Consider the following 25,458-nt stretch of genomic DNA (forward strand, 5'->3'; position numbering starts at 1 on the left):
AGATCATGGAGACGGCCTAGCACCGCCATTCACGCGCGCAAGTGCGACAGTCCGGGCGGCGATTTCGGTGGCACGAGCGGAATCTCGTCCCTACATCCAGCGACATGCTCGACGTCCAGACCGCCACCGCCCTGCCCCATGTCACGCGCCGCGACGATTATGAGGCGCCCGGCTGGCTGGTCCCGGAGATCGCGCTCGATTTCGACCTCTCGCCCGAGGCGACGCGCGTCCAGGCCGTGCTGCACATCATCCGCAACGGCGCGCATGACGCACCGCTGCGGCTCGACGGCGGTGGCCAGACTCCGCTCTCGGTCAAGGTCGACGGCAAGACGATCAACGACTGGACGCTCGAGAACGACACGCTCGTCATCCCACTTTCCGGTTCGGCGCACACGATCGAGACCGAGGTCGAGATCGCGCCCGACCGCAATACCCAGTTGATGGGGCTCTACGCCTCGGGCGGCAACCTCTGCACCCAGTGCGAGGCCGAAGGCTTTCGTCGCATCACCTTTTTCCCTGACCGGCCCGATGTGCTCAGCCGCTACAAGGTGCGCATGGCCGCTGACAAGGCGCGCTTCCCGGTGCTGCTCGCCAATGGCGATCCGATCGGTGAGGGCGATCTGGGCGACGGCCGCCACTGGGCCGAGTGGCACGATCCCTTCCCCAAACCCTGCTATCTCTTCGCGATGGTCGCGGGCGACCTCGTCGCCAATCGGGGCACTTTCGTCACCGGATCGGGCCGCGAGGTCGCGCTCGGCATCTGGGTCCGCGCCGCCGATGTCGCCAAGACCGGCCATGCGCTCGAGGCGCTCAAGACCGCCATGGCCTGGGACGAGCGCGTCTATGGTCGCGAGTACGACCTCGACGTGTTCAACATCGTCGCGGTCGACGATTTCAACTTCGGCGCGATGGAGAACAAGGGCCTCAACATCTTCAATTCGCGCTATATCCTGGCCGACCCCGACACCGCGACCGACTATGATTTCGACGCGATCGCGGCTGTGGTGGCACACGAATATTTCCACAATTGGTCGGGCAACCGCGTCACCTGCCGCGACTGGTTCCAGCTCTCGCTGAAAGAGGGCTTCACCGTCTTTCGCGACCAGAGCTTTTCCGCCGACCAGGGATCCGCCGCGGTCAAGCGCATCGAGGACGTGCGCGGCCTGCGCGCGGCGCAATTCCCCGAGGATGCCGGCCCGCTCGCCCATCCGATCCGGCCGGACGAATATCTCGAAATCTCGAACTTCTACACCGCGACGATCTACAACAAGGGCGCCGAGGTCATCCGCATGATGGCGACTTTGCTGGGGCCACAGCGCTTCCGCACCGCCACCGACCTCTATTTCGATCGCTTCGACGGCACGGCCGCGACCTGCGAGGACTTCGTCGCTTGCATGGAGGAAGGGGGTCAGATCGACCTGACCCAGTTCCGGCGCTGGTACAGCCAGGCCGGCACGCCGCGCGTCACCGCGTCGCTGGCGCATGCGGCCGGCAGCGGCCGCGCTACCCTGACCCTGTCGCAGCGCACCCTCCCGACCCCGGGCCAGCCCGACAAGCTGCCGATGGTGCTGCCGATCAGGCTGAAGCTGTTCGGTGCCGACAGCGCCCGCCCGATCGGCCCCGAGCAGCTGATCCAGCTGACCGATGCGGAGGAGCGGATCACCTTCGAGACCGTCACCGAACGCCCGGTCCTGTCGATCAATCGCGGCTTCACCGCGCCGGTCATCATCGAGACCGACCGCACGGCCGCCGATCTCGCTTTCCTGTCGGCGCATGACGACGATCCCTTCGCCCGCTACGAAGCGATGCAGCAGCTGATGCTCGACACGCTGGTCAGCTCGGTCAGCCAGGGGCGTGCCGACCATGCGCCGGTGATCGCCGCCATCGCCAACACGCTCGACGACCCCAACCTCGACCGCGCCTTCGTCGCGGAGGCGGTGCTGCTGCCGTCGGAAAGCTTCATCGGCGACCAGATGAAGCTGGTCGATCCCGAGGCGATCTATACCGCGCGCGAAGCACTGCGCCGAGACATCGGCCGCACGCTCGAGGCGAAATGGCGTGCCGAATATGAAGGCGCGCGGGCCAGGAAGTTCGAATATTCGCCGCTCGCCAAAGGCATGCGCCGGCTGCGCACCGTCGCGCTCGGCTATATCGCTGCCAATGGCGGCGACGAGGCGGCGGCTTTGGCCTTCGCCCAGTTCGAGGCGGCCGATAACATGACCGACCGCCAGGGCGCGCTCACCACGCTCGTCAACGGTAATTCGGACCGGCGGATCGCCGCGCTCGACATCTTCTTCAACCGCTATTCGGACAATGGCCTGGTCCTGGACAAATGGTTCTCGACCCAGGCTTTGTCGTCGCGCGACGACACGCTGGCGAGCGTCAGGGAACTGGCGCGGCACCGCGACTTCACCCTCGCCAACCCGAACCGCGCTCGATCGCTGGTCGGCGCGTTCAGCGTCAACCAGCGCGCGTTCAACGCGGCCTCGGGCGAGGGCTATCGCTTCGTCGCCGACCAGCTGATCGCTCTCGACAAGCTCAACCCGCAGACCGCGGCGAAGCTGATCCCGCCGCTCGGCCGCTGGCGCCGCTTCGACGAGTCACGCGGCGCCCTGATGCGCGCCGAGCTGGAGCGGATCGTGGCAACGCCGGGCCTGTCGAAGGACATGTTCGAACAGGCGACGCGCAGCCTCGACGGCTAACCCGTCACGAGATCGAGCATCGCCAGCGCGTTACCGAGCGCAGCGCCCGACGCGGTGTTGTCGTAGATCGTCCAGGTCTCCGTGTTCGCCGAGCGGGCGGCTGCAGCCTGCCGCTTGATCGCCGCCGCATCATATGATGACCAATAGATGCGCGGCGAGCCGTGCAGGCGCGTGTAGCGGAAGTCAGCCCATCCACCCGGCTCGCCTGCGCCGGGCACCGGAGCGGGGTCGGCCGCAACGCGCGCCACCCGATGCTTCACCAGCAACGCATCAGCTTCCAGCGTGAACCATCCGGCATGACGCGGCTCGCATGCCATCAAGCCACCCAGCCTGTCGCGGGCGAGGTCAAAGAACCGCGCAGCGACATCCCTGTCCAAGCCGAGCTTGGGCGGGAGCTGGATCAGGATGGGCCCACGTTTTTCCCCAAGGCCTGCGACCTCTCCGGCGAAGCGCTCGACCAGGTCGCTGCAGTCGACCAGCCGCCGCTCATGCGAGATCGCCTTGGGCAACTTCACCGCGAAGCGGAAATCCGCCGGCACGCTCGCCGCCCAGCGGGCATAGGTTTCCGGCTTGTGCGGACGGTAGAAGCTGGAGTTGATCTCGACCGCGTCGAACGTCGCGGCATAGCGTTCGAGATGACTGCCCTCGTCCGGAAAGCGCCCGGCCGGCGGCTTGTACAGCGACCAGCCCGCCATCCCGATGCGAATCCGCTGCCTGGAAGAGCCTGCCGCCATTAGGGACGGTAACGCTTGGCCGATCAGAACGCCCCGCTCCCTGATCAGTATGGCTCAGGCTCAGAAATCGAAATCCACATCGTCATATTCCTTGGGTGGACTGATCCCCGTCATTCGTTCGGAAAGCAGCGGCCGAAAGCTGGGCCGGCTCTTGAAGCCGCGATACCAGCGTGCGGTCTGCTCATGTCCTTTCCAATCCACCCCGCCGAGATAGTCGGCGACCGAGATCTGCGCAGCAGCGGCGAGATCGGCGAGGCTCATCGTTGCGCCGGCCATCCAGTTGTGATGATCGAGCAGGTAGTCGGTATAATCGAGATGGCGCTCCGCGGCCTTCATCGCCTCGCGCAGCACCTTGGCGTCGGGCGATTCCTTGGTCACGATCCGCTTCATCATCCGCTCGCCGAGCAGCGGCGCGGTCACGTCCTGAAAGAATTGCGAATCGAACCAGGCGACCAGCCGGCGAATCTCGGCGCGGTTGACCGCAGTGCCGTTGATCATCGCTGCCTTGTCGACCGTCTCTTCGAGATATTCGCAGATCGCCATCGAATCCATGAGCAGGATGTTGCGCTTGGGATCGACCATGACCGGCACCTGGCCGGCCGGATTCATGTCGAGGAACTCGTCGCGCCGATCCCAGGGATTCTCGAGGACGAGGTCGTAACCGACGCCCTTTTCGCCGAGCAGGAGCCGGACTTTGCGCGAGAAGGGGCACAGGGGAAATTGATAAAGCTGCCACATAAGGCTCTGTTAGGCTGAGCGAGCCATCGGGGGAAGGCATGATGACGGACGATTCGTTCGAGACGGTGGCGATCGTCTACAACCATCCCGAGACGGCCGTGATGCTGTCGATGTTCGCCTTTTACGGCATCCCCGCGATGCCGGTCGGGCTGGGCCACAGCCAGATCGCGCCGAACTTGATGGTCGCGCTGGGCGGCGTGCTGATCCGCGTGCCGGCCTGGGCGGCGGCCGAGGCACGGACGCTGCTGGCCGAGGTGGCGGAGCGGCCGCAGGCGGTGCGGCCGCGGCTGGTCGACAATGCGGTGATGAACGGGCTGATCGTGGTGCTGTTCTGCTTCCTGACCGGCACGGTTCCGCCGACCCGGACCGGATCGACGTTCTTTCTGGGCACTAGAGGCTAACCCGGTGCCCTACCCCAGCGTCACCCCGGACTTGTTCCGGGGTCCATCGCCCCGCACACGCAACGTCTGCGGGGCTTGCGGAAGCATGGATGCGAGAACAAGTCCGGCATGACGGGTAGTTGGTTGGCCAGCCCTATTCCGCCGCCACCATCTCCGACCGGTCGTCGAGCGGGTGCGCCAGGCGGGTCAGCATCTCCTTCGGCACGACCTGCCAGAAACGGTCGATCACCCGGCCCCAATCGTCGAGCAACGCCGCCGACCATTTGCTGTCAGTCGCCGCATGATGCGCGCGGACGAGGTTGAGCAACACGGCCTCCCAATGCATCGACGACAGGCGCTGCCACACGATATTCTCGGGATTGGCGCGCCGTTCGAAGCTGCCGTCCGAATCGTAGACGAAACCCATGCCCCCGGTCATGCCGGCGCCGAAATTCGCGCCGACCGGCCCCAGCACCACCGCGGTACCGCCGGTCATATATTCGCAGCCGTTCGCGCCGCAGCCTTCGACCACCACGGTCGCGCCCGAGTTGCGCACGGCGAAACGCTCGCCCGCCTGGCCCGCCGCGAACAGGCTGCCCGAGGTCGCACCGTACAGCACGGTATTGCCGATGATCGTATTGTCCTGACTGGCGAGCGGCGAGCTCACCACCGGGCGCACCGCGATGATGCCGCCCGACAGGCCCTTGCCGACATAGTCGTTGGCATCGCCGAACACTTCGAGCGTGATGCCCTTGCACAGGAAGGCGCCAAGCGACTGGCCGGCCGAGCCGCGCAGCCGGACATGGACATGCCCGTCCGCCAGCTTCGACATGCCGAAGGTGCGCGTGATCTCGCTCGACAGCCGGGTGCCGACGGCGCGGTGCGTGTTGCGCACTGAGTAGGTCAGCTGCATCTTCTCGCCGCGCGAGAAGACCGCCGCCGCATCCTTGATCATCTGCGCATCGAGGCTGTCGGGCACTTCGTTGCGCCACGCCGACAGGCTGAAGCGCCGCTGGTCGTCATCCGCATCGACCTTGGCGAGGATCGGGTTGAGGTCGAGGTCATCGAGATGCTCGGCACCGCGGCTGACCTGGCGGAGCAATTCGGTGCGGCCGATCACCTCGTCCAGGCTGCGGAAGCCGAGCCGGGCCAGGATGTCGCGCACTTCCTCCGCGATGAAGGTCATCAGGTTGATGACCTTCTCGGGCGTGCCGGTGAACTTGGCGCGCAACCGCTCGTCCTGCACGCAGACGCCGACCGGGCAGGTGTTGGAATGGCATTGCCGCACCATGATGCAGCCCATCGCCACCAGGCTCAACGTGCCGATGCCGAATTCCTCGGCGCCGAGGATCGCGGCGATGACGATGTCGCGCCCGGTCTTGAGTCCGCCATCGGTGCGCAGCTTGATCCGGCCACGTAGGCCGTTGAGCGTCAAGGTCTGGTTGACCTCGCTCAGGCCCATTTCCCAGGGCGTTCCGGCATATTTGATGCTGGTCTGGGGCGAGGCGCCGGTGCCGCCGACATGGCCGGACACCAGGATCACGTCCGCATGGGCTTTCGCGACACCCGCCGCGACCGTGCCGATGCCGGCCGACGAGACCAGCTTCACGCAGACACGCGCGACCGGGTTGATCTGCTTCAGATCATAGATGAGCTGCGCCAGATCCTCGATCGAATAGATATCGTGATGCGGCGGCGGGGAGATGAGCATCACGCCTGGCGTCGCATGGCGCAGCTTGGCGATGAACTCGGTCACCTTGAAACCGGGCAGCTGTCCACCCTCGCCCGGCTTGGCGCCCTGCGCGACCTTGATCTCGATCTCGTCGCAGGCGTTGAGATATTCCGCCGTCACGCCGAATCGGCCCGACGCGATCTGCTTCACGCCCGAATTGGCGTTGTCGCCATTGGGATAGGGGGCGTAGCGCGCCTTGTCTTCGCCGCCCTCGCCCGACACCGCCTTGGCGCCGATGCGGTTCATCGCGATCGCCAGGGTCTCATGCGCCTCGGGACTCAGCGCGCCGAGCGACATGCCCGGCGTCACGAAGCGCTTGCGGATCTCGGTGATCGCCTCGACCTGATCGACCGCCACGCCCTCGTTGGGGAAATTGAACTGGAACAGGTCGCGCAGATAGACCGGCGGCAGCGCCTCCACCCCGCGCGAGAATTGCAGATAGGTCGAATAACTGTCGGTCGCGACCGCGGTCTGCAGCAGGTGCATCAGCTGCGCCGAATAGGCATGAGTCTCGCCGGTGTGACGCTGGCGATAAAAGCCGCCGATCGGCAGGTTCACCACGACCTCGTCATAGGCATATTCGTGGCGCAGCGCCGCGTTGAGGTGCAGCGAGGCATAGCCTTCGCCCGAGATCTTCGCGGGCATGCCCGGGAAGAGATCGTTGACCAGGCTGCGCGACAGCCCGACCGCCTCGAAATTATAGCCGCCGCGATAACTGGAGATCACCGCGATCCCCATCTTCGACATGATCTTGAGCAGTCCCTCGTCGACCGCATGGCGATGGTTGGCGAGGCACTTTTCCAGGGTCAGGTCACCGAACAGCCCGCGCTGGTGCCGGTCGACGATCGACGCCTCGGATAGATAGGCGTGCACGGTCGTCGCGCCGACGCCGATCAGCACCGCATAATAATGCGTGTCGAGGCATTCGGCGGTCTGGATGTTGATGCTGGCATAGGAACGCAGGCCGCGCCGGACGAGATGCGTATGCACCGCCGCCGCCGCGAGCACGCCGGCGATACCGACCCGGTCCGGACCGATGTTCATGTCGCTGAGGAAGATTTCGCTCTTCCCTTCGCGCACAGCCTGTTCGGCCTCGGCGCGGATGCGTGCGATCGCGCCGCGTAGCGTCTCCGGCCCGCCGCCGCTTTCGAAGGTGCAGTCGATATCAGCAACCTTCGACCCGAAGAACGCCTTGAGCCGCGCCCAGTCGGCGCCGGTCAGCACCGGGGATTCGAGCACCAGCACACCGTCGCGCCGGTCCTCGGTATCGAGGATGTTGGCAAGATTGCCGAAGCGCGTCTTCAGCGACATCACATGCCGCTCGCGCAGCGAATCGATCGGCGGGTTGGTGACCTGGCTGAAATTCTGCCGGAAGAACTGGCTGATCAGCCGGGGCTTGTCCGAGATGACCGCGAGCGGCGTATCGTCGCCCATCGAGCCGATCGCTTCCTTCGCGCCCTCGACCATCGGCGACAGGATCAGCTCCATGTCCTCGAGCGTCTGCCCCGCCGCAACCTGGCGGCGCGTCAGCTCGGCGCGCTCGAACCGAACGGTCGCGTCGGCCGGCGCGGGCGGCAGATCGTTCACGCTCAGGAAATTGCCGATCATCGTCGCGTAATCGGCCTCGCCCGCGATCTGATCCTTGATCTCGCGGTCCTTGAACAGAACGCCCTTGTCCAGGTCGACCGCGATCATCTGGCCCGGCCCGAGCCGGCCCTTTTCGATAATGGTCGATTCCGGGACCACGACCATGCCGCTTTCTGAACCCACGATCAGCAGCCCGTCCGAGGTGCGCGTATAACGCAGCGGACGGAGCGCGTTGCGGTCCATGCCGGCAACCGCCCAGCGGCCGTCAGTCATCGCCAGTGCCGCCGGGCCGTCCCACGGCTCCATCACGCTGGCGAGATATTTGTACATGTCGAGATGCGCCCTGGGCATCTCGCCCTTCGGCCCCCAGGCTTCCGGCACCAGCATGAGCTTCGCCGTCGGCGCGTCACGGCCCGAACGGCAGATCGCCTCGAAGGTGGCGTCGAGCGCGGCGGTGTCCGACGCGCCGGCCGGGATCACCGGCTTGATGTCCTCCGAATATTCGCCGAACGCGAGGCTCGCCATCTTGATCTCGTGGCTGAGCATCCAGTTCTTGTTGCCGCGGATCGTGTTGATCTCGCCATTATGCGCGAGGCAGCGGAACGGCTGGGCCAGCCACCATTGCGGGAAGGTGTTGGTCGAATAACGCTGGTGGAAGATCGCGACCCGGCTCTCGAAGCGCTGGTCGGTCAGGTCGGGATAGAAGACCGACAGGCTCTCCGCGAGGAACAGCCCCTTGTAGATGATCGAGCGGCACGACAGCGAGCAGATGTAGAAGCCCTGGATCTGCGCCGCGATCACGCGCTTCTCGATCCGGCGGCGGACGAGATAGAGATTCTTCTCGAACTCGGCAGCGCTCTGCTCCTCGGGCAACGGCCCGGCGATCATGATCTGCTCGATCTCGGGGCGCGTCGCCTGCGCCTTTTGCCCGATCACCGAGACGTCGACCGGCACCTGGCGCCAGCCATAGATGGTGTAACCCTCTTCGATGATCGCGCTTTCGACGATCGTCCGGCAATCCTCCTGCGCGCCGAGATCGGTGCGGGGCAGGAAGATCATGCCGACCGCGAGCCGGTTCGGCATGGTCTTGTGGCCCGAGGCGCTGATCGCGTCGTCGAAGAACTTGACCGGCAGGTCGACATGCAGCCCGGCGCCATCGCCGGTCTTGCCATCGGCATCGACCGCGCCCCGGTGCCACACGGCCTTCAGTGCATCGATCGCCGACTGGACGACACGGCGCGACGGCGTACCGTCGGTCGCGGCGACGAGGCCGACACCACAGGCATCGGATTCGAATTCGGGGCGGTACATGCCCTCCGCCGCAAGGCGGGCACGCTGGTTCTCCAGCGCGAGCTGATCGTGCGACATCAGATCTGATCCTTGCTCACGGCGGCGCGCCGGCCGCCTGCCGGTTGAGGCGCTTCACCTGCGGCCTTGTCGGCATTCTCGATGAATTCGCTTGCCGCCTTGGTAACGGCGGCCTCGATGACCTTTTCCGCATCGGGCTGGGGTTCGTTCGACCAGGCGGTGACCGTCTGCATCACCGCCGGGCCAAGCCGACGGATCTTCACCCCGGCGGGCGAGAATACGAAGCGAATGATGTCCTTGCGCTGCGCCGGCGTCGCGGAGGAGGTCAAGGCCTTGGCGCCGGGCACGATGATGGCCTCGCGCAGATCCCCCGACTGGATATTGCTATCCGGCTTGTCGATCGATTGCTGCACCAGCTTGCTGAAATCGGCGCCTTCTCCAACCACCCTGATCAGCCACGATCCCGATGGACTGCGATAGAAGGCAAGCGCCTGTCGCATGTCTGCCTCGGTCAGGTTCCGCGCATAAAGTGCCCCCAGCCGATCCCATAGATCGGGCAGTCGCTGAATCGTCGAGCGCTCCGCCTCCGGCCGTATCGCTGCGATGATATGGGCGGTGAAGCCGGGATAGCTCACTTCGATCTGCTTATATTCCGCATTCGCCGCGAGTACTTTCGGCATCGTTTCGTCGAACAGCTTGCGGCTCTGCTTGAGCGTAAGCTCCTCGCTGTTGAGGACTGACGCCATTTCCACGCCGAGCGCTTTCGCCGCGGGCGAGATTGCCGTCGGCGTGGGTGGGGCGGGTACGAATATCGGCGGCGGAGTCCGGGCAGGCTGCGCGCTCTGGCCGCCCAAGGCAGCCAACAACAGAACCGGACCCATCATGCCGCCTTCTTCCCCGTCTTGGCCTTTGCCTTCAGCCAGCCATGCATCGTCGTCGCGACATCGCGGCCGTCGCGGATCGCCCAGACAACCAGGCTCGCGCCCCGCACGATGTCGCCCGCCGCGAACACGCCGTCGAGCGAGGTCATCAGCGTCTTGTTGTCGACCAGCAACGTGCCCCAGCGCGTCACGCCGAGCTCCGGCGCACCGAACAGCGCCGGCAGCTCCTCGGCATCGAAGCCGAGCGCCTTGATCACCAGATCCGCCGGAAGGGCGAAGCCGCTATCGGGCTCCGCCTCCGGCGCGCGGCGTCCGCTACCATCGGGGGCGCCGAGCCGCATCTTGGTCGCATGCACCCCCGTCACCGTTTCGCCCGCGTCGAACGCCTGGGGCGCGGAGAGCCAGACGAATTCGACACCTTCCTCCTCGGCATTGGCGACTTCGCGCTGCGAGCCCGGCATATTGGCGCGGTCGCGGCGATAGAGGCACCTCACTGAGGTCGCACCCTGGCGGACCGCAGTGCGGACGCAGTCCATCGCGGTATCGCCGCCGCCGATCACCACGACATTCTTGCCAGCCGCATCGAGCTTGCCATTGTCGAAGTCCGGCACCGCATCGCCGAAGCCTTTGCGGTTGGACGCCGTGAGATACTCCAGCGCCTCGACCACGCCCGCGCTGCCGACGCCCGGCGCCTTGATCGCGCGGGGCTTGTACACGCCCGTCGCGATCAGGATCGCGTCGTGGCGCTGGCGCAGCTGATCAAGCGTCGCATCGCGGCCAACCTCGAAGCTTTCGTGGAAGACGATACCGCCTGCCTTCAGCCGGTCGACCCGGCGGGTGACGACATGCTTCTCCAGCTTGAAGCCCGGGATGCCATAGGTGAGCAGCCCGCCGGCGCGGTCGTGCCGGTCGTAGACATGGACATCATAGCCCATCACCCGGCAATATTCGGCGGCGGAGAGCCCGGCCGGCCCGGCCCCGATCACGCCGACCGACTGGCCGCGCGGCGCGCCCGGCACCAGCGGCTCGACCCAGCCTTCTTCCCAGGCGGTGTCAGTGATGAACTTCTCGACTGACCCGATCGTCACCGCGCCGTGCCCGGAGAATTCGATCACGCAATTGCCCTCGCACAGCCGGTCCTGCGGGCAGATGCGGCCGCAGATCTCGGGCATGGTCGAGGTGGCGTTGCTCAGTTCATAGGCTTCGCGCAGCCGGCCTTCGGCGGTCAGGCGCAGCCAGTCTGGGATATGGTTGTGCAGCGGGCAATGCACCGAGCAATAGGGCACACCGCATTGCGAGCAGCGGCCGGCCTGTTCCTCGGCGGCGATCGGCGCATAGCGATCGGCGATCTCGCGGAAATCCTCCGCACGTGGCTTGGCCGGGCGCTTGCCCGGATAGGCTTGTGCCCGGTCCACGAACTTCAATGTGTTGCCGTCAGCCATGGTCGCGCGCCTCGTGAAATCGAGGTGGCGCTAGCGATTCTCGGGGTGAATGTCACGCTGAATCCGCTAAATAGGTAAGCTATGCTGCCCTATTTAGTCGCATTTATTGCTGGGTCTGCCCCGATCTTAAATGCCTTGAGCAATATTGGTTCCGGTTCGGGCCTATATTAGCAGCCACGCCAGTGCGGCACCGCCGACGATGATTCGGTACCAGGCGAAGGGGGCGAAGCCGTGCTTGCCGACAAAGGCAACGAACCACCGGATCACCAGCAACGCGACGATGAACGACACGACAAAGCCGATCGCGATCGCGGTCAGATGCGCGTCGCCCAGCTCGTGGCGGCCCTTGTAGAGCGCGAGCGTGGTCGCCCCGAGCATGGTCGGGATCGCCAGGAAGAAGCTGTATTCAGCGGCCGTCTCGCGATCGACGCCGAGCAGCAGCGCGCCCATGATCGTCGCGCCCGAGCGGCTTACCCCGGGGATCATCGACACGCACTGGATGACGCCGATGCCGAGCGCGGTCCGCCACGTCATTGCCTCGACCGATTCGGCGGTGACGCGCTTCGACAGCCGCTCGATGATCAGGATCAGCACGCCGCCGACGATCAGCGCGATGCACACCACGATCGGTGCGATCACCGGCGCCTCGAGCACTGCCTTGATCGCACCATAGGCGATGGCGCCGACCACGGCCGACGGCAGGAAGCCGAGCAGCACGTTGCGGGTGAAGTGAATCGCAGCGGGATCGCGCTTCAGCAGGCCGCGCAGCACCCCCATGAAGCGGCCCCAGAACAGCACCACGACCGCCAGGATCGCGCCGAGCTGGATGACGATGTCGAAGGTCGCATCCGCCTGGGGCAGGCCGAACAGCCGCCCGGCGAGGATGAGGTGCCCGGTCGAGGAGACGGGGAGGAATTCGGTCACCCCCTCGACGATGCCGAGCAGGATGATGATGATCAGGTCCACGCGCATTCCCCCTTTTGCGGCGGCCTGCCGCGACTGATTACCCGGCCATATTCAGGTCACGCGGCGGCGCGCGTTCCGAAGCGCCCATGCCGGCGATATTGCACGAGCCAGCCCGGCGCGACGGCATCCATGGGCGTCGGCGCCACACCGAGCGCGGCCAGCCCTTCGGCACCGGCCGAAACGACATTGTCCTGTTGCAGCATCTGCCACTGGTCGCGCGTGATCGGCGCGCCGGGCAGGAAACCGCCCATCGCGATCAATCCGCCGACGACATCCGGAATCGCGGCGATCGACGGCTCGCGCCCGACCGCGCCGGCGATCCAGCGAATCAGCGCGCCCATCGACAGTATGTCGGGTCCGCCCAGCTCGAAGGTCTTGCCATGGGCCGTTTCGTCGCCGAGCGCCTTGACCACGGCCTGCGCGACATCGGCGACATAGACCGGCTGGAGCTTCACACCTGCCCGCAGCACCGGCACCACCGGCCACGCGACCATGCCGGCGAAGCGATTCACGAACTGGTCTTCGCGGCCGAACATCAGCGATGGCCGCAGGATCGCCGCCCCCGGGAAACCGGTACGCACCGCCGCCTCGCCTTCGCCCTTGGAACGGCCATAAGCGGAAGAGCCATCGGGATCGGCACCGATCGCGGAGATATGCACCAGCGCCGTCGCGCCTGCCCCCGCAGCAGCCTCGGCAACGGCGCGCGCACCATCGACGTGCACTGCCCGGAAATTGCCCTTGAGCACGCCGGCCAGGTTCACCACTGCATCGGCGCCCTGCACCGCCCGCGCGATGCTGTCGGGCTTGCGCACGTCGACCGCGACGAACTGGGTCTGGCCGAGGCCGCCCAGCGGCTTCAGGAACAGCGCCTCGCGCGGATCGCGCTGGGCGATGCGCAGGCGCGCGCCGGCCGCGAGCAATTCCTGCGCGACATAGCGGCCGAGAAAACCTCCGCCACCGATCAGCGTAACCAGCCTGTTCTTCATGCCTCAATGCCTTGCCATGCGTGTGCCGCCCCCATGCCGCGCGACACCCGTGTTGACAAGCCGCACAAGCGTCCCCTAAGGCCCGCGCCCTACCCCGTGCCCAGATGGCGGAATTGGTAGACGCACCAGCTTCAGGTGCTGGCGGTCGCAAGGCCGTGGAGGTTCGAGTCCTCTTCTGGGCACCATTTACCCGTCTCTTGACGCCCCAGAACCATCGACAAAACGGCAGAAATCTGCCATTTTTTCCTTGGTTCTGTCCGAAGGTGTCCGATCAGATTTCAGTCGATCCCGTCAAAAAGTGGGCCATGGCCCGGGCCATCCGTGGCCCGGTTTTGACGGTGGCCCGGCGGGCCATTTCGACGAAATAGGGGGTAGCTTTCGATCAAGACCGTTCGATTCGGGATTGATGGTCATGCCTTTGAAAGATTTAGAGATTCGCGCCCTAAAAGCGCAAGATCGGGTTTACAAGCGTACCGATGAGCGCGGGCTGTACATCGAGGTGCACCCCAGCGGCTCGAAACTCTGGCGGGTGAAATACACTCACCTGGGCAAGGACAAGCGCCTAGCGCTGGGTCGCTACCCGGAAGTCGGCCTGGCGGATGCTCGGCGAAAGCGGGATGAAGCGAGAGCGAAGTTGCGCGACGGCATCGATCCCCTTGCCGAGCGCAAGCGCGAAAAGCTCGTCGCCATCTACAATGCGGCCAACACCTTCGGGGATGTCGCCAAGGAATATATCGACAAGATGGTCGCCGAGGGTCGTGCGGACACCACCACGACAAAGGCGAACTGGCTGCTTGAGCAACTGGCGCCGCTCGCGACGCGGGCGCTCGCCGATCTGAAACCCATCGACGTCTTGGCGGCGCTCAAGCGCATCGAGGCCAAGGGCAAGCACGAAACCGCGCGGCGTTGCCGGTCATTCGCTGGCCGGGTGTTTCGATATGGCGTCGCGACCGGGCGCGCGGAAACCGATCCGACCTCCGTCCTGCGCGGAGCTTTGATCACGCCGAAGGTCCAGCACCACAGCGCGATCCTCGACCCGGAGGCGTTCGGGGAGTTGTTGCGATCGATCGACGCATATTCGGGCCATCTGATCACACGCATCGCCATGCAGATCATGCCCCACGTCATGGCCCGCCCCGGCGAGCTTCGACAGGCGCTATGGCCCGAGTTCGATCTGGAAAACGGGGTCTGGAAAATACCGGCTGAGCGTATGAAGATGCGGCGGCCTCACGCCGTTCCCCTATCCAGACAGGTACTGTCACACCTTGTCGAACTGTACGCGTTGACGGGGCCGGATGGTTTCGTGCTTCCGGCGTTTCACACGTCGCGCAGGCCGCTCAGCGAAAACACTGTCAATCAGGCGTTCCGCCGCATGGGTTACGCGGTGGGAGAGGTCACCGCCCATGGCCTGCGGACCACGGCGTCGACCCTCCTGAACGAAAGCGGAAAGTGGAGTCCGGACGCGATCGAGCGCTCGCTCGCTCACGCCGACAAGGATTCTGTTCGGGGTACCTACAATCGCGGGTTCTACTGGGAGGAACGGGTCGCCATGCATCAATGGTGGAGTGATTATCTCGATCAGCTCCGAGCGACTGTCAGCGTTGGTTCGTTTGGGAAGAAGCTACACGCACCTTGACCGCCCGAACTTGGATGCGTGCATGCCCGCAATCCTGCGCGTGTCGCCCTGGACGCAGCACACGCCGATCCGAGTAAGAGCAGCCGTTCGGCGATTTGCTCGGGTCACTCGAAATAACTTGCCATTTATACCTTTTTTGGTATCAAGCAGGCATTGGCAACGGAACAAGGTGCCATGGATGAAAAGACGATAGAATGGATGGGCAGCAGCAAGAGAGATTTGCTGGGGATGCCCGAGGCGGTGGTGAACACGTTCGGTCACGCGCTTGGTTTGGCGCAAAACGGATTGTCCTATCCCGATGCGAAGACGCTGACACAGTTCAAGCCGGTGTCGATCGAGATCCTGGAGGATCATGATACCGACACGTATCGCGCAGTCTACACCGCGAAGTACGAGGACACGATTTACGTCCTCCATTGCTTCAAGAAGAAATCCACCAACGACAGTAATCTGCCGAAACGCGACAAAGAGACCATCGAGGCGCGCCTCAAAGAGGTGAGAGCGATCGAAGCCGCGAAACGGCAGGGAGAAAGCAGAGGCTCCTAGATATGACTATCGGTCACACCACGCCGGCCGGCATGAGCGTTCTCGACGATCTGGGCCTCGACCCTGGGTTCATCGTCAAGTCCAAGCTTGCTATCCGTATTGCCAAGACGGTCGACGAGCTTGGGCTCAGCCAGCGCGATGCCGCGCTCAAAATGGGCATTACGCAACCAAAGCTTTCCCGGTTGACGCGAGGCAAATTCGATGGGCTGAGCCAGGCCAAACTCGAAGAGTGTCTGGTTGCGCTCGGCCATGATGTTACGATCAATATCAGCCCTCGACATGAAGGTGTAGGCGCTCGTCGGGTGCTTGAGACAGTGTGAGGCCAAGCTGACCATTGGCCGGAGCCTGCCTGGACAGCTCTCTGGCAAACTCGAAGCAGCTCAAATGTGCGCGGATCTAGCGGCTGCTTAGCCTTCTATACTCGCGACTCTATTCTGAGGGTACGACCGCCCGCCGTCGGACTAAGTTGCCATTGAATCATCATGGTTTGTGCCTCAAACACGCAAAATGCGGGGGCCAAGTGACATTGAAACGTTCATCGCGCAGTGGCGCGACACCGGCGGGTCCGAGCTTGCGAATACACAGAGCTTCATAAACGGCCTGTGCGCGCTGATCGACGTCGCCCCACCGCACGGCAGCCGCACCGACGACGCGCATAACGACTATGTGTTCGAGCGCCGCGTGTTTCAGGACAATGGCGACGGCAGCACCAGCTTCGGCCGCATCGATGCCTATAAGCGCGATTGCTTTATCCTCGAGGCCAAGCAGGGCAGCGAGGCCGATCGCGAGGCGGCGGCGCGCGGCGACGCCGACCTCGACCTGTTCGGCCAGACCGCATCGACCCGCATCAAGCGCGGCACCGCGCGCCGGGGCACGCCGAGCTGGGCCAAGGCGATGGTGCAGGCCAAGGGCCAGGCCGAGCGTTACGCCAAGGCGCTGCCGACCGAACATGGCTGGCCGCCGATCCTGCTCGTCGCCGACATCGGTTATTGCATTGAGGTCTATGCCGATTTCACCGGCACCGGAAAGGCCTATGCCCAGTTCCCGGACCGTTCGCGCTACCGCATCATGCTGGAGGATCTGCGCGACGAAGCGGTCCGCGAACGCCTCGCTGCGATCTGGACCGCGCCCAAGGCGCTCGACCCCGCAATTCAGTCGGCGAAAGTCACCGGCGAGATTGCCGTCCTGCTCGCCACCGTCTCGCGCCGGCTGGAGGCGCGCGGCTATAATGCGGAGAGCGTCAGCGGCTTCCTGATGCGCGTGCTGTTTACGATGTTCGCCGAAGACACCGAGGTGCTGCTCCCCAAGGACAGCTTCAAGAACCTGCTGCGCGAGCACATCGGCAACCCCCAGCACCTCCACCATTCGCTCGCCGCGCTGTGGCGCGCGATGGACAAGGGAGAATTCGCCCCCGCGCTGCGCCAGCACGTCAAGCGCTTCAACGGCTATCTGTTCAAGGAAAATACTGCGCTCGAACTCGATGGCGACGAACTCGCCGTGCTGATCGAGGCGGCGGAGAAGAACTGGCGCGACGTCGAGCCGGCGATCTTCGGCACGCTGCTCGAGCGTGCGCTCAACCCCAGGGAACGCGCCAAGCTCGGCGCGCATTACACCCCGCGCGCCTATGTCGAGCGGCTGATCTCGCCGACCATTATCGAGCCGATGCGCAACGACTGGGACGGCGTGCGCGGCGCCGCCGCCACGCTGATCGGCGAGAACAAGGCAGTCGAGGCGAAGGCGCTGGTCGAGGCGTTTCACGGCAAGCTGGCGCAAACGAAGGTGCTTGATCCCGCCTGCGGCACCGGCAATTTCCTCTATGTCGCGATGGCGCGGATGAAGGAGCTGGAGGGCGAGGTGCTCGATCTGCTCATCGAGCTCGGCGACGACCAATATGTCGCGCAGATCACCGGCCACACCATCACGCCCGAAAACTTCCTCGGGATCGAGATCAACCCGCGCGCCGCCGCTATCGCGCAGCTCGTTTTGTGGATCGGCTATCTGCAATGGCATTTCCGGGTGAACGGCGCGACGCAATCCCCGCCCGAGCCGATCCTGAAAGACATCCGCACGATCGAGAATCGCGACGCGCTGATCGACTATGATGCGCGCGAACTGGAGCGCGACGAGCATGGCCAGCCCGTCACCCGCTGGGACGGCGAGACACTGAAGGACCACCCCGTGACGGGGCGCAAGGTGCCCGATGAGACAGCGCGGGTCGAGGTGTATCGCTATGTGAAACCGCGCGCCGCGAAATGGCCCAAGGCGGACTTCATCGTCGGCAACCCGCCGTTCATTGGCGGCAAGGACGTGCGCGATCGGTTGGGCGATGGCTATTTCGAGGCATTGTTCAAGACGACCGACATGCCCGAAAGCGCCGATTTCGTGATGCACTGGTGGGACAAGGCGGCGACCGCCGTGCGAAAATCCGGCACACGCCGTTTCGGCTTCGTCACCACCAATTCGATCACGCAGCTATTCAGCAGGCGGGTCATCGCCGCACATCTGGAAGCGAAGGACCGCGTCAGCCTGTTGTTCGCCATCCCCAATCATCCTTGGGTGGATGAAAAGGATGGCGCGGCGGTGCGCATCGCCATGACGGTTGCGGCGAAGGGCAAAGCAGAGGGGCAGTTGCTGACCGTCACCGACGAAAGCGCCGCGCCCGAACGGATCGACTTCGCCACTGCCGTTGGCGCGATCAGCAGCGATCTGCGCGTCGGCGCGGATGTGACGGCGGCGGTCGCGCTGAAGGCGAACGACCAACTTTGCTCGCCAGGGGTGAAGCTGCACGGTGACGGCTTCATCGTCACGGCCGAACAGGCTTTGGGTTTGGGAGGCATGGCCGGCCCGGATGACCGGATCCGCTCCGGCCTCGGCATCGAGCCGGCGGTGATCTTTGACTATCGCAATGGTCGCGACCTCGCGGCCCGCCCACGCTACTTAAAGGTGATTGACCTGTTTGGTCTGACCGAGGGGGAGGTGCGAGATCGTCATCCGGCGGTGTATCAGCACCTTCTCGCCAGCGTTAAGCCGCACCGCGACCAAAACAATCGCGCGAGCTATCGGGGCAACTGGTGGCTCTATGGCGAAACACGATCTGAGCTGCGCAAGGCGCTGCGCGGCATAACCCGCTACATCGCCACGATCGAGACCGCCAAGCATCGGATCTTTCAGTTTCTGCCTGTTTCGATCGTGCCCGACAACAAGCTGATCACCATCGCTTTTGATGATGGATTTCACCTGGGGATACTGTCGAGCCGTTGCCATGTGGTGTGGGCGCTTGCCGCCGGCGGGCGGCTTGGCGTGGGGGACGACCCGGTTTATGTTAAGTCGCGCTGCTTTGATCCTTTCCCGTTCCCCGCTGACGCGCCCGAGCCGCTCAAAAACTCCATCCGCGCCGAGGCGGCGGCACTCGATGACCTGCGCAAGGGTGTCCTGACGGCCCACGACGACCTGACGCTGACCAAGCTCTATAACGTGCTGGAGGCGCTGCGTGCTGGTCGTGCGCTGACCGACGTCGAACGCGACATTCATGGTCGCGGCTTGGTCACGCTGATCCGCCAACATCATGATGCGATCGACGCTGCGGTTGCCGACGCCTACGGCTGGCCCACCGATATCGCCGACGAGGAAATTCTCGTTCGCCTAGTGGCGCTCAACAAGGTGCGAGCAGGGGAGGAGGCAAAAGGCCTGATCCGCTGGCTCCGCCCAAACTATCAGGCGCCCACTTACGCGGCACCCGTCGCCGACACGCTCGATCTCGGCGAGGCCGCGGCGGTCCTACCGGACAACGTCATCCCCTGGCCACTTACTCTGCCCGAACAGGTCAGCGCCGTGCAATCCGTCCTTTCCACCTCACCGGCACCGATGGCACCTCAAGACATCGCGCGCGCCTTCAAGGGCAAGCGTGCGGCCACTGTCCGCCCCGTGCTCGACGCGCTCGCCGGCATTGGAATGGCGCGGCGCCTTGAAGATGGGCGTTACGCGGCATGATGTGGAGTCGCGACGTGTTATTTGATCTCTTCGGCCTCCGCCAACAGCGAGCAGGGACATGAGCCGGCCGCTAAGCAGCCTGACCATTGCTGATCTGACGGCAATGTCCGAGCGTAATTGGCGGAATTCCGCGGAGCTTGAATTGATCCGCTCGGAGCTGATGCACCGATCGACCGCTGCGGCTTTGAAACTGCGTGAGACTGTCGAAACCTGGATCGCCGATTGCAAGACCGACCAGCCCGCCGGAGCCAAGGCAGCGGCGGAAACTAGCATTAGCGAGCAGGTGCGCAATTGGACCTATGAAGCCGTCGCAAAACTGCGTGCGAAGCTGATCGATCTATCGCGCAAGTCACCATTGATCTCATTCAAGCACACGTCCCGCAGCGCGAGCCAACTGCGCTTCGTCGATGAACGGCCCGATTTGCTGTTTACGCGATTGACCTCGGGTACGATGGGCTTCGAGCCCCTTCCTGGTGAAGAACAGACGCCACCTGACGAACGGACGCCACAGTTCGGTATCGCGTACGAACGCGCACGCCTGATCGACGAAGAGTTTTTGGCCGCCACCAACAAATTGGGCGACAACGAGGGCGACGCACGAGCCTGGCAGGATGCCGAGCGGGCTTTGCGCGGAAGAGTCCGCGAACAGCTTGGCTTGCCCAAACTGAATTATGGCAAGGGCATCGATGTTGCGGCGATCGCCCGCGCGCATGGATTTGATCCGTCATTCGACCTGAAAACCAGTGATGACGACGGGCTTGCGGCGCATCATGAGGACGATCGCATCCGGGTGCTGCTCACGCAGAAAGAACTGGAGCGAAGGCTGAAATCAGTCGCCGACCGGGCGACGAGCCATCTCCGCGAGACGGGACACCACACGCTCCACCTCGTCTTCGGGTTCGTGCAATGGTACGAGGATGATACGTCAGACATCGTATCGCACGCGCCGTTATTGTTGCTGCCCGTAGCGCTGGAGAAGGACGAGAAGCGCGCGCGCAAGGAATATCGGCTCGGCGTTTGGGAAGGCGGGCTTGAGGTCAACGTAGCGCTGATCGAGAAGGCTCGCGAACATTGGGGGCTGAAGCTGCCCCCGCTTCGGGAAGAAGAAAGCCCGGAATCATATTTCATTCGAGCAAAAGCGGTCCTGGATCAGGGACGACGGCTGACGCTGAGGAATTTCGTGACGTTGTCGGTGTTGCCGCCGATGGTCCTGTGGCGCGATCTAAATCCCGAAAATTGGCCGACCGACGCCTTTGCGAACCATCGCTTGTTGCCGGGCATGATCGGGGCGACCGAACTGGGCGGTTCCGCGCAGGACGACATGGTCATAGATATAGATGACCCGGCGCATGCTGCGCGCGTACCTGCTCTCATCACCGACGCGGATGCCTCTCAGCATCGGGCGATCATGGATATGGCCGCCGGCCACGATATGGCGATCGAGGGTCCCCCGGGAACCGGTAAATCCCAGACGATCACCAACATGATCGCGACCGCGCTCGCTCAGGGTAAGCGCGTGCTATTCGTCGCCGAAAAGCAAGCCGCGCTGCGCGTTGTGGCCGATCGCCTGAGCGTAGCCGGCTTCGGCCCGCTCCTTCTCGAGCTTCATGGTGACAAGGCGAGCCGGACATCGGTTTACGAAGGCGTAAGAGAGCGACTTGAAGCTCGAAATCGCCATGATGCGCGCGCGCTGGAGGAGAAGCGCGTCGAACTTCGGCGTCACCGTGCTCTGTTGCGTCGCTACCTCTCGCTCGTCCGGACGCCGCTCGGCAAACTTGCGCAGACGGCGCACAGTCTGGCGTGGCGCGAGATCCGACTTCGCGCGCTGTTCACGCGCGAACAGGTGAAGGCACTGGAGAAGCGCTGGTCCCTGCGGAATCCCCTTGAGCTGGATCGTCCTACGCTGATCGAAAATCGCGAGTTGCTGGCTCAGTTTGGCCAAGCGCTTGCGGCGCTGGATACAGCGCACGGAAATGGAACGCGTACGCGGTGGTCCAGCGCGACGCAGCTTGATCCGTTCGATCAAAGCGCAGCGCTCGATGCCGCCGCCGGAGCAGGCCAAGCAGCCGGTGCCGTCGCGCTAGTGGCCGCGCGTTTCGCCGACCTCGGCATCGAACTACCAGGGCCAGCGGGAAAGGTTCGAGCGGCCGATGCCCAGCTAGCTGGAGTGACCCCGTTTTCCAGCACCGAAGAGTCAGTTGTCGGGGCCGCGCTTCACAATCGCCACGCCGCAACCGATCTCATCGCATTGCAGCGCGCGTGGCAGGAACAGCGGGACAGCTTGGTCGGGATCGTCGATCATCCCGACACAGTCAGTACCGAGACTGCCGAAGCCCTCCGCGATGCTCTCACAATCGATCGTTGTCCTGAAACGGCGGACGCGGTCGCAAGCGAGCGCGCTGCCTGTGAACGCCTCTCCAAAGAACTTGCCGCCGTATCCCGCGATATTGAGCGGATCGGTGAAAAGCTCAGCAACGGATTGCAAACGTCCACTCAGACCACGGTGAGCGTGGCGCTCAAAATGGCTGATCTTGGCAGGGTGTCGCCTTCGGCCGGGGCGATGCTCACGATGAGCATACTGGATTCAGCAGTCGGTACCGTCGTCGATGGAGCCGCGCGAGATGCCGCGGCCTTGGTGGCGGACAGGGCGCACCTGTCGGGGCTGACCCAATCGGAGGTGTCGAATATCGAGCCTGCGGAGCTCGACGCGCTTGCGGAAACGCTGGAGACGACCGGCGTCTTCGGACGCATGCTTGGCGGGCAATACAAGGCAGCAAAGCGGAGATCGGCGCGCTATCTGATTGACGCGTCCGACCGCGGGCAATCGGCAGATATCCTTCGTCGCGTCGGAGCTCTGACGCGCGCGCGCCGTGTATTTCGGGAAGAGAATAAGGCGCGGTCGATTTTCCCGACGATGCTGTGGGACGGTATCGACAGCGACTTCGCGGCGATGCAGACAGCACATGCTGTCGCGACAGACGCCGCATCACAATTGACGGCGCAGGACGAATTTGAGCTTCTGCGGTGGTGGCTCACTGCAGACACGACCGACCGGCAACGCTTCTGCGCGACCTGTGAGCGATTGGTCGCTGCCCTCAACCTCGCTGATGGCGTCAGCTTATTCGATGTCCAACTAGGCGATCTGCCGGCCAGATGCGCGTCGCGAGCCGACGTCTTGCGGAATCTCGAAGCCGCTATCGTCGGTGCGGGGGTACGATCGACTGCCGAACTTCGCCGGGCGGACGGCAGCATTGCGGACGCGTTGTTACACCTCAATCAGGCGAAGCGGTCTTTCGATCAGGTTCGATCTTTCGGCGCGTTCGACTGGGTCGGCACCGTCGCGGAGCCCCTCGATCTGCTGCAGACGAGCCTGAACGAGCTGGACCAGGTCGGCAGGCTCAGCGGCCCGATCGAGATGGGCGCCCTTTTGATAAAAAGCGACGCGCCTGTGGCGCTCGTTCGCTCGATTGTCGAGGCCTCCCCGCAGCTGACAGACGCGACCCGAGCGTGGAGCGACGCTTCAGACGGTCTCAGGGACATCTGTGGGATCGACACAGGCGACCTGTGCGCTGGGCTGGATTGGGATTCGACCGCCGCGACATTGATGGCAATGAGTGCCGATGGACGCGGTGCCGGCCTGGCAGCCGATCTCCTGAAATATCGTGCCGCGCTGACGGTGCGTGGATTATCTGGGTTCGCAGAAGCCGCGAATGCCAAGGAAATTGAGCCTCAGCAGCTCGACGACGTTTACGAACTGCTGTCGATTTCAGCCCTTCTCAAACAGTATCTCGGCAACGATGGAGCGGAGCTGGGGCGGCTTGGTAGCTTGTCGCTTGATGCGGCGCGCCAGTCGTTCAAACGCGTCGACAAAGAGCTCCACAAGCTTGAGGCCGCCGCAATCGTTTCCAAGCGCCTTGGCGACAAGGCGCCCGTTGGTGTCGGATACGGCCGTAAATCTGACTATTCTGAACTTCGGCTCCTCGAAAACGAGGTGGAACTGACGCGGCCGCGCACGCCGTTGCGCGATGTGGTGCATCGTGCGGGTGCGGCGTTGCAGGCGCTGAAGCCGGTCTGGATGATGTCGCCGACGTCGATTGCGCAGTTCATACGGCCAGGGTCGCTCACCTTCGACCTACTGATCGTCGATGAAGCATCGCAGATGCGTCCGGAATTCTCGATCAGCTGCATTTTGCGGGCCGAGCAGTTCATCGTCGTTGGCGACGCAAACCAGCTTCCGCCAAGCGACCATTTCCAGGTCGCGGGTACCGTCGACGACGGAGACGATGATGGGGTCGGCGTCGATGAGAGCACCGAGTCCATTCTCGATCTGGCAAACCAGCGTTTTCGGCGTAAACCACGATTGAAGTGGCATTACCGGTCGCAGCACGAGAGCCTGATCCAGTTTTCGAACCGCGAATTCTATGATCGCGACCTCGTCGTATTCCCAAGCCCGATGGCGAATGACGACGATCTGCTCGGCGTCAAATGCTTCTATGTGCCCTCGTTCTACCCTGACACCGTATACGAATCGTCGATCAACCAGCGCGAGGCCGAGTTCGTCATCGAACAGGCATTCGGTCTCATGCAAACGCACCCTGAGCGGTCGATCGGCATCGTGGCGATGAATTCTAAGCAGACCGAGCTCATCCAGAATGAGTTCGACCGCTTGATCGTCGAAGAAGAGCGCGTTGGGAAATACGTTGAGTCGTTCGTCGGCACCATCGACGAGTTCTTCATCAAGAACCTCGAAAACGTCCAAGGTGATGAGCGGGACATCATCCTGATCTCGACCGTCTACGGGCCGGGCAAGGACGGGAACGTCCGACAAAATTTCGGTCTGATGACCCGCGAAGTTGGCTGGCGGCGCTTGAACGTGCTGGTGACGCGGGCCAAGATGTCATGCCGGCTGGTTACGTCACTTCGCCCTGACGACATTAAGGTAACGGAGAACTCCTCCCGTGGCGTTATCGCGTTCAAGAGCTACCTTACCTACGCTCATCGGGGCGCCCATTATGACGACGCGTCCGGCGGCGAGACCGACAGCGATTTTGAGATTTTCGTCGCGGATGCGCTTCGAGGTGCCGGGTACGAAGTCGTCTATCAAGTCGGCGTCGAGAATTTCCGAATAGACCTCGGCGTCCGTCATGAAGATTGTCCGGTGGGGTTCATCGCTGGGATCGAGTGTGACGGGGCACCCTATCATTCCGGTCTGAGCGTGCGTGATCGCGACCACATACGGCAGACGGTTCTCGAGAATCTTGGCTGGAATATTTACCGGGTTTGGTCGACCGATTGGTTTGCAGATCCCGCGAGAGAGACAGCAAAGCTCGTCGCCTGGGTCGACCTGCTTCGCGATCGAATTATGCGTGAATTGGCAAATCGCCCGGCGAGCGAGGCGGTAGTGACCAAGCCCCGCAAGAGCTCGCCGCCCGTCGTGCGAATTGAGGAGGCTGCTGCTGAGGTCGCCTCAGCTCCCGTTCCCGAAGCGGATTTGCCGACCGGCGTAAATGATGCGCCAGCCATCGAAGTCCCGCGCGAGCCTCGGGGCCGAGAACTCAGGTCGCTTGGGGACTTCAACACCTTTGAGGCCATTCGCGGACGGCTCTATGAGATATGGAAATCCGACCGGTTTGTCGGCGAGGTAGAGGTCATCAAGCGCGCCACAGCCGCCCCGCGGCTATACGGCGATCGCGCGGTTGCTGCGCAATCTGAATACGAGGGCCGCGTCGAACATAACGGGGACTGCTTTCGTTCGTTTGACCTTTATGCAGCGATGCGTGAGGTCGCGTCGCGGGCCTCGGATATCGCGTGATCGTCTCGGCTGGGCGAG

Annotated in this window: 14 protein-coding genes and 1 tRNA gene; 8 read left to right on the forward strand and 7 right to left on the reverse strand. The window is 63.8% G+C overall.

Features of this window, described 5'->3' with window-relative positions; genetic code table 11:
• Positions 1 to 104 precede the first annotated feature (104 nt).
• Positions 105 to 2,702, forward strand: coding sequence for an aminopeptidase N (pepN, locus tag WC729_RS20215; protein ID WP_372856143.1), 2,598 nt, complete (start codon positions 105 to 107; stop codon positions 2,700 to 2,702).
• Here pepN and WC729_RS20220 read toward each other — a convergent pair.
• Together WC729_RS20220 and WC729_RS20225 are read right to left on the reverse strand one after the other, a co-directional pair.
• Positions 2,699 to 3,397, reverse strand: coding sequence for a DUF72 domain-containing protein (locus WC729_RS20220; protein ID WP_372856145.1), 699 nt, complete (start codon positions 3,395 to 3,397; stop codon positions 2,699 to 2,701). The genes pepN and WC729_RS20220 overlap by 4 nt on opposite strands.
• A 99-nt stretch (positions 3,398 to 3,496) precedes the next feature.
• Positions 3,497 to 4,174, reverse strand: coding sequence for a glutathione S-transferase family protein (locus WC729_RS20225; protein WP_372856147.1), 678 nt, complete (start codon positions 4,172 to 4,174; stop codon positions 3,497 to 3,499).
• Positions 4,175 to 4,215: 41 nt separating this feature from the next.
• On the opposite strand from WC729_RS20225, the gene WC729_RS20230 reads away from it, so the two are divergent.
• Entirely contained in the window at positions 4,216 to 4,575 is a 360-nt protein-coding gene (locus WC729_RS20230) for a hypothetical protein (protein WP_372856149.1), read from the forward strand.
• Positions 4,576 to 4,708: 133 nt separating this feature from the next.
• Here the strand turns inward: WC729_RS20230 and gltB are convergent, their stop codons facing one another.
• From gltB to WC729_RS20255, 5 genes are all read right to left on the reverse strand, one after another.
• Positions 4,709 to 9,241, reverse strand: a complete 4,533-nt coding sequence (gene gltB, locus WC729_RS20235; RefSeq protein ID WP_372856151.1) for a glutamate synthase large subunit — start codon at positions 9,239 to 9,241, stop codon at positions 4,709 to 4,711.
• Positions 9,241 to 10,065 (reverse strand): DUF2059 domain-containing protein, encoded by an 825-nt coding sequence (locus WC729_RS20240; protein ID WP_372856153.1) that lies wholly within the window; start codon positions 10,063 to 10,065, stop codon positions 9,241 to 9,243. The genes gltB and WC729_RS20240 overlap by 1 nt, the downstream gene beginning before the upstream one ends.
• Positions 10,062 to 11,504 (reverse strand): NAD(P)-dependent oxidoreductase, encoded by a 1,443-nt coding sequence (locus WC729_RS20245; protein ID WP_372856155.1) that lies wholly within the window; start codon positions 11,502 to 11,504, stop codon positions 10,062 to 10,064. The genes WC729_RS20240 and WC729_RS20245 overlap by 4 nt, the downstream gene beginning before the upstream one ends.
• 162 nt (positions 11,505 to 11,666) lie before the next feature.
• A complete protein-coding gene (locus WC729_RS20250; protein WP_372856157.1) occupies positions 11,667 to 12,470 on the reverse strand; it encodes an undecaprenyl-diphosphate phosphatase in 804 nt (267 codons plus the stop codon).
• 56 nt (positions 12,471 to 12,526) lie between these two features.
• Positions 12,527 to 13,456 (reverse strand): complex I NDUFA9 subunit family protein, encoded by a 930-nt coding sequence (locus WC729_RS20255; RefSeq protein ID WP_372856159.1) that lies wholly within the window; start codon positions 13,454 to 13,456, stop codon positions 12,527 to 12,529.
• A gap of 98 nt (positions 13,457 to 13,554) precedes the next feature.
• Here WC729_RS20255 and WC729_RS20260 point away from each other — a divergent pair.
• The 6 genes from WC729_RS20260 to WC729_RS20285 all read left to right on the forward strand — a co-directional run bounded on the left by WC729_RS20260 (position 13,555) and on the right by WC729_RS20285 (position 25,440).
• Positions 13,555 to 13,641: transfer RNA gene (locus tag WC729_RS20260), tRNA-Leu, on the forward strand.
• A 227-nt stretch (positions 13,642 to 13,868) separates the two neighbouring features.
• Positions 13,869 to 15,092, forward strand: a complete 1,224-nt coding sequence (locus tag WC729_RS20265; RefSeq protein ID WP_372856161.1) for a tyrosine-type recombinase/integrase — start codon at positions 13,869 to 13,871, stop codon at positions 15,090 to 15,092.
• A 153-nt stretch (positions 15,093 to 15,245) separates the two neighbouring features.
• A complete protein-coding gene (locus WC729_RS20270) occupies positions 15,246 to 15,638 on the forward strand; it encodes a type II toxin-antitoxin system RelE/ParE family toxin (protein WP_372856163.1) in 393 nt (130 codons plus the stop codon).
• Between the two features lie 32 nt (positions 15,639 to 15,670).
• Positions 15,671 to 15,958, forward strand: a complete 288-nt coding sequence (locus tag WC729_RS20275) for a helix-turn-helix domain-containing protein (RefSeq protein ID WP_372856165.1) — start codon at positions 15,671 to 15,673, stop codon at positions 15,956 to 15,958.
• 187 nt (positions 15,959 to 16,145) lie between these two features.
• A complete protein-coding gene (locus tag WC729_RS20280; RefSeq protein ID WP_372856167.1) occupies positions 16,146 to 19,628 on the forward strand; it encodes a class I SAM-dependent DNA methyltransferase in 3,483 nt (1,160 codons plus the stop codon).
• A gap of 58 nt (positions 19,629 to 19,686) precedes the next feature.
• Positions 19,687 to 25,440 (forward strand): DUF4011 domain-containing protein, encoded by a 5,754-nt coding sequence (locus WC729_RS20285; protein ID WP_372856169.1) that lies wholly within the window; start codon positions 19,687 to 19,689, stop codon positions 25,438 to 25,440.
• Positions 25,441 to 25,458 lie beyond the last annotated feature (18 nt).

It is taken from the genome of Sphingomonas sp., assembly GCF_041661825.1.
Lineage (GTDB): Bacteria > Pseudomonadota > Alphaproteobacteria > Sphingomonadales > Sphingomonadaceae > Sphingomonas.

Coding starts and splice junctions, on each gene's coding strand:
- pepN (WP_372856143.1), top strand. CDS start 105: ATGCTCGACGTCCAGACCGCCACCGCCCTGCCCCATGTCACGCGCCGC.
- WC729_RS20220 (WP_372856145.1), bottom strand. CDS start 3,397: ATGGCGGGCTGGTCGCTGTACAAGCCGCCGGCCGGGCGCTTTCCGGAC.
- WC729_RS20225 (WP_372856147.1), bottom strand. CDS start 4,174: ATGTGGCAGCTTTATCAATTTCCCCTGTGCCCCTTCTCGCGCAAAGTC.
- WC729_RS20230 (WP_372856149.1), top strand. CDS start 4,216: ATGACGGACGATTCGTTCGAGACGGTGGCGATCGTCTACAACCATCCC.
- gltB (WP_372856151.1), bottom strand. CDS start 9,241: ATGTCGCACGATCAGCTCGCGCTGGAGAACCAGCGTGCCCGCCTTGCG.
- WC729_RS20240 (WP_372856153.1), bottom strand. CDS start 10,065: ATGATGGGTCCGGTTCTGTTGTTGGCTGCCTTGGGCGGCCAGAGCGCG.
- WC729_RS20245 (WP_372856155.1), bottom strand. CDS start 11,504: ATGGCTGACGGCAACACATTGAAGTTCGTGGACCGGGCACAAGCCTAT.
- WC729_RS20255 (WP_372856159.1), bottom strand. CDS start 13,456: ATGAAGAACAGGCTGGTTACGCTGATCGGTGGCGGAGGTTTTCTCGGC.
- WC729_RS20265 (WP_372856161.1), top strand. CDS start 13,869: ATGCCTTTGAAAGATTTAGAGATTCGCGCCCTAAAAGCGCAAGATCGG.
- WC729_RS20275 (WP_372856165.1), top strand. CDS start 15,671: ATGAGCGTTCTCGACGATCTGGGCCTCGACCCTGGGTTCATCGTCAAG.
- WC729_RS20280 (WP_372856167.1), top strand. CDS start 16,146: ATGCGGGGGCCAAGTGACATTGAAACGTTCATCGCGCAGTGGCGCGAC.
- WC729_RS20285 (WP_372856169.1), top strand. CDS start 19,687: ATGAGCCGGCCGCTAAGCAGCCTGACCATTGCTGATCTGACGGCAATG.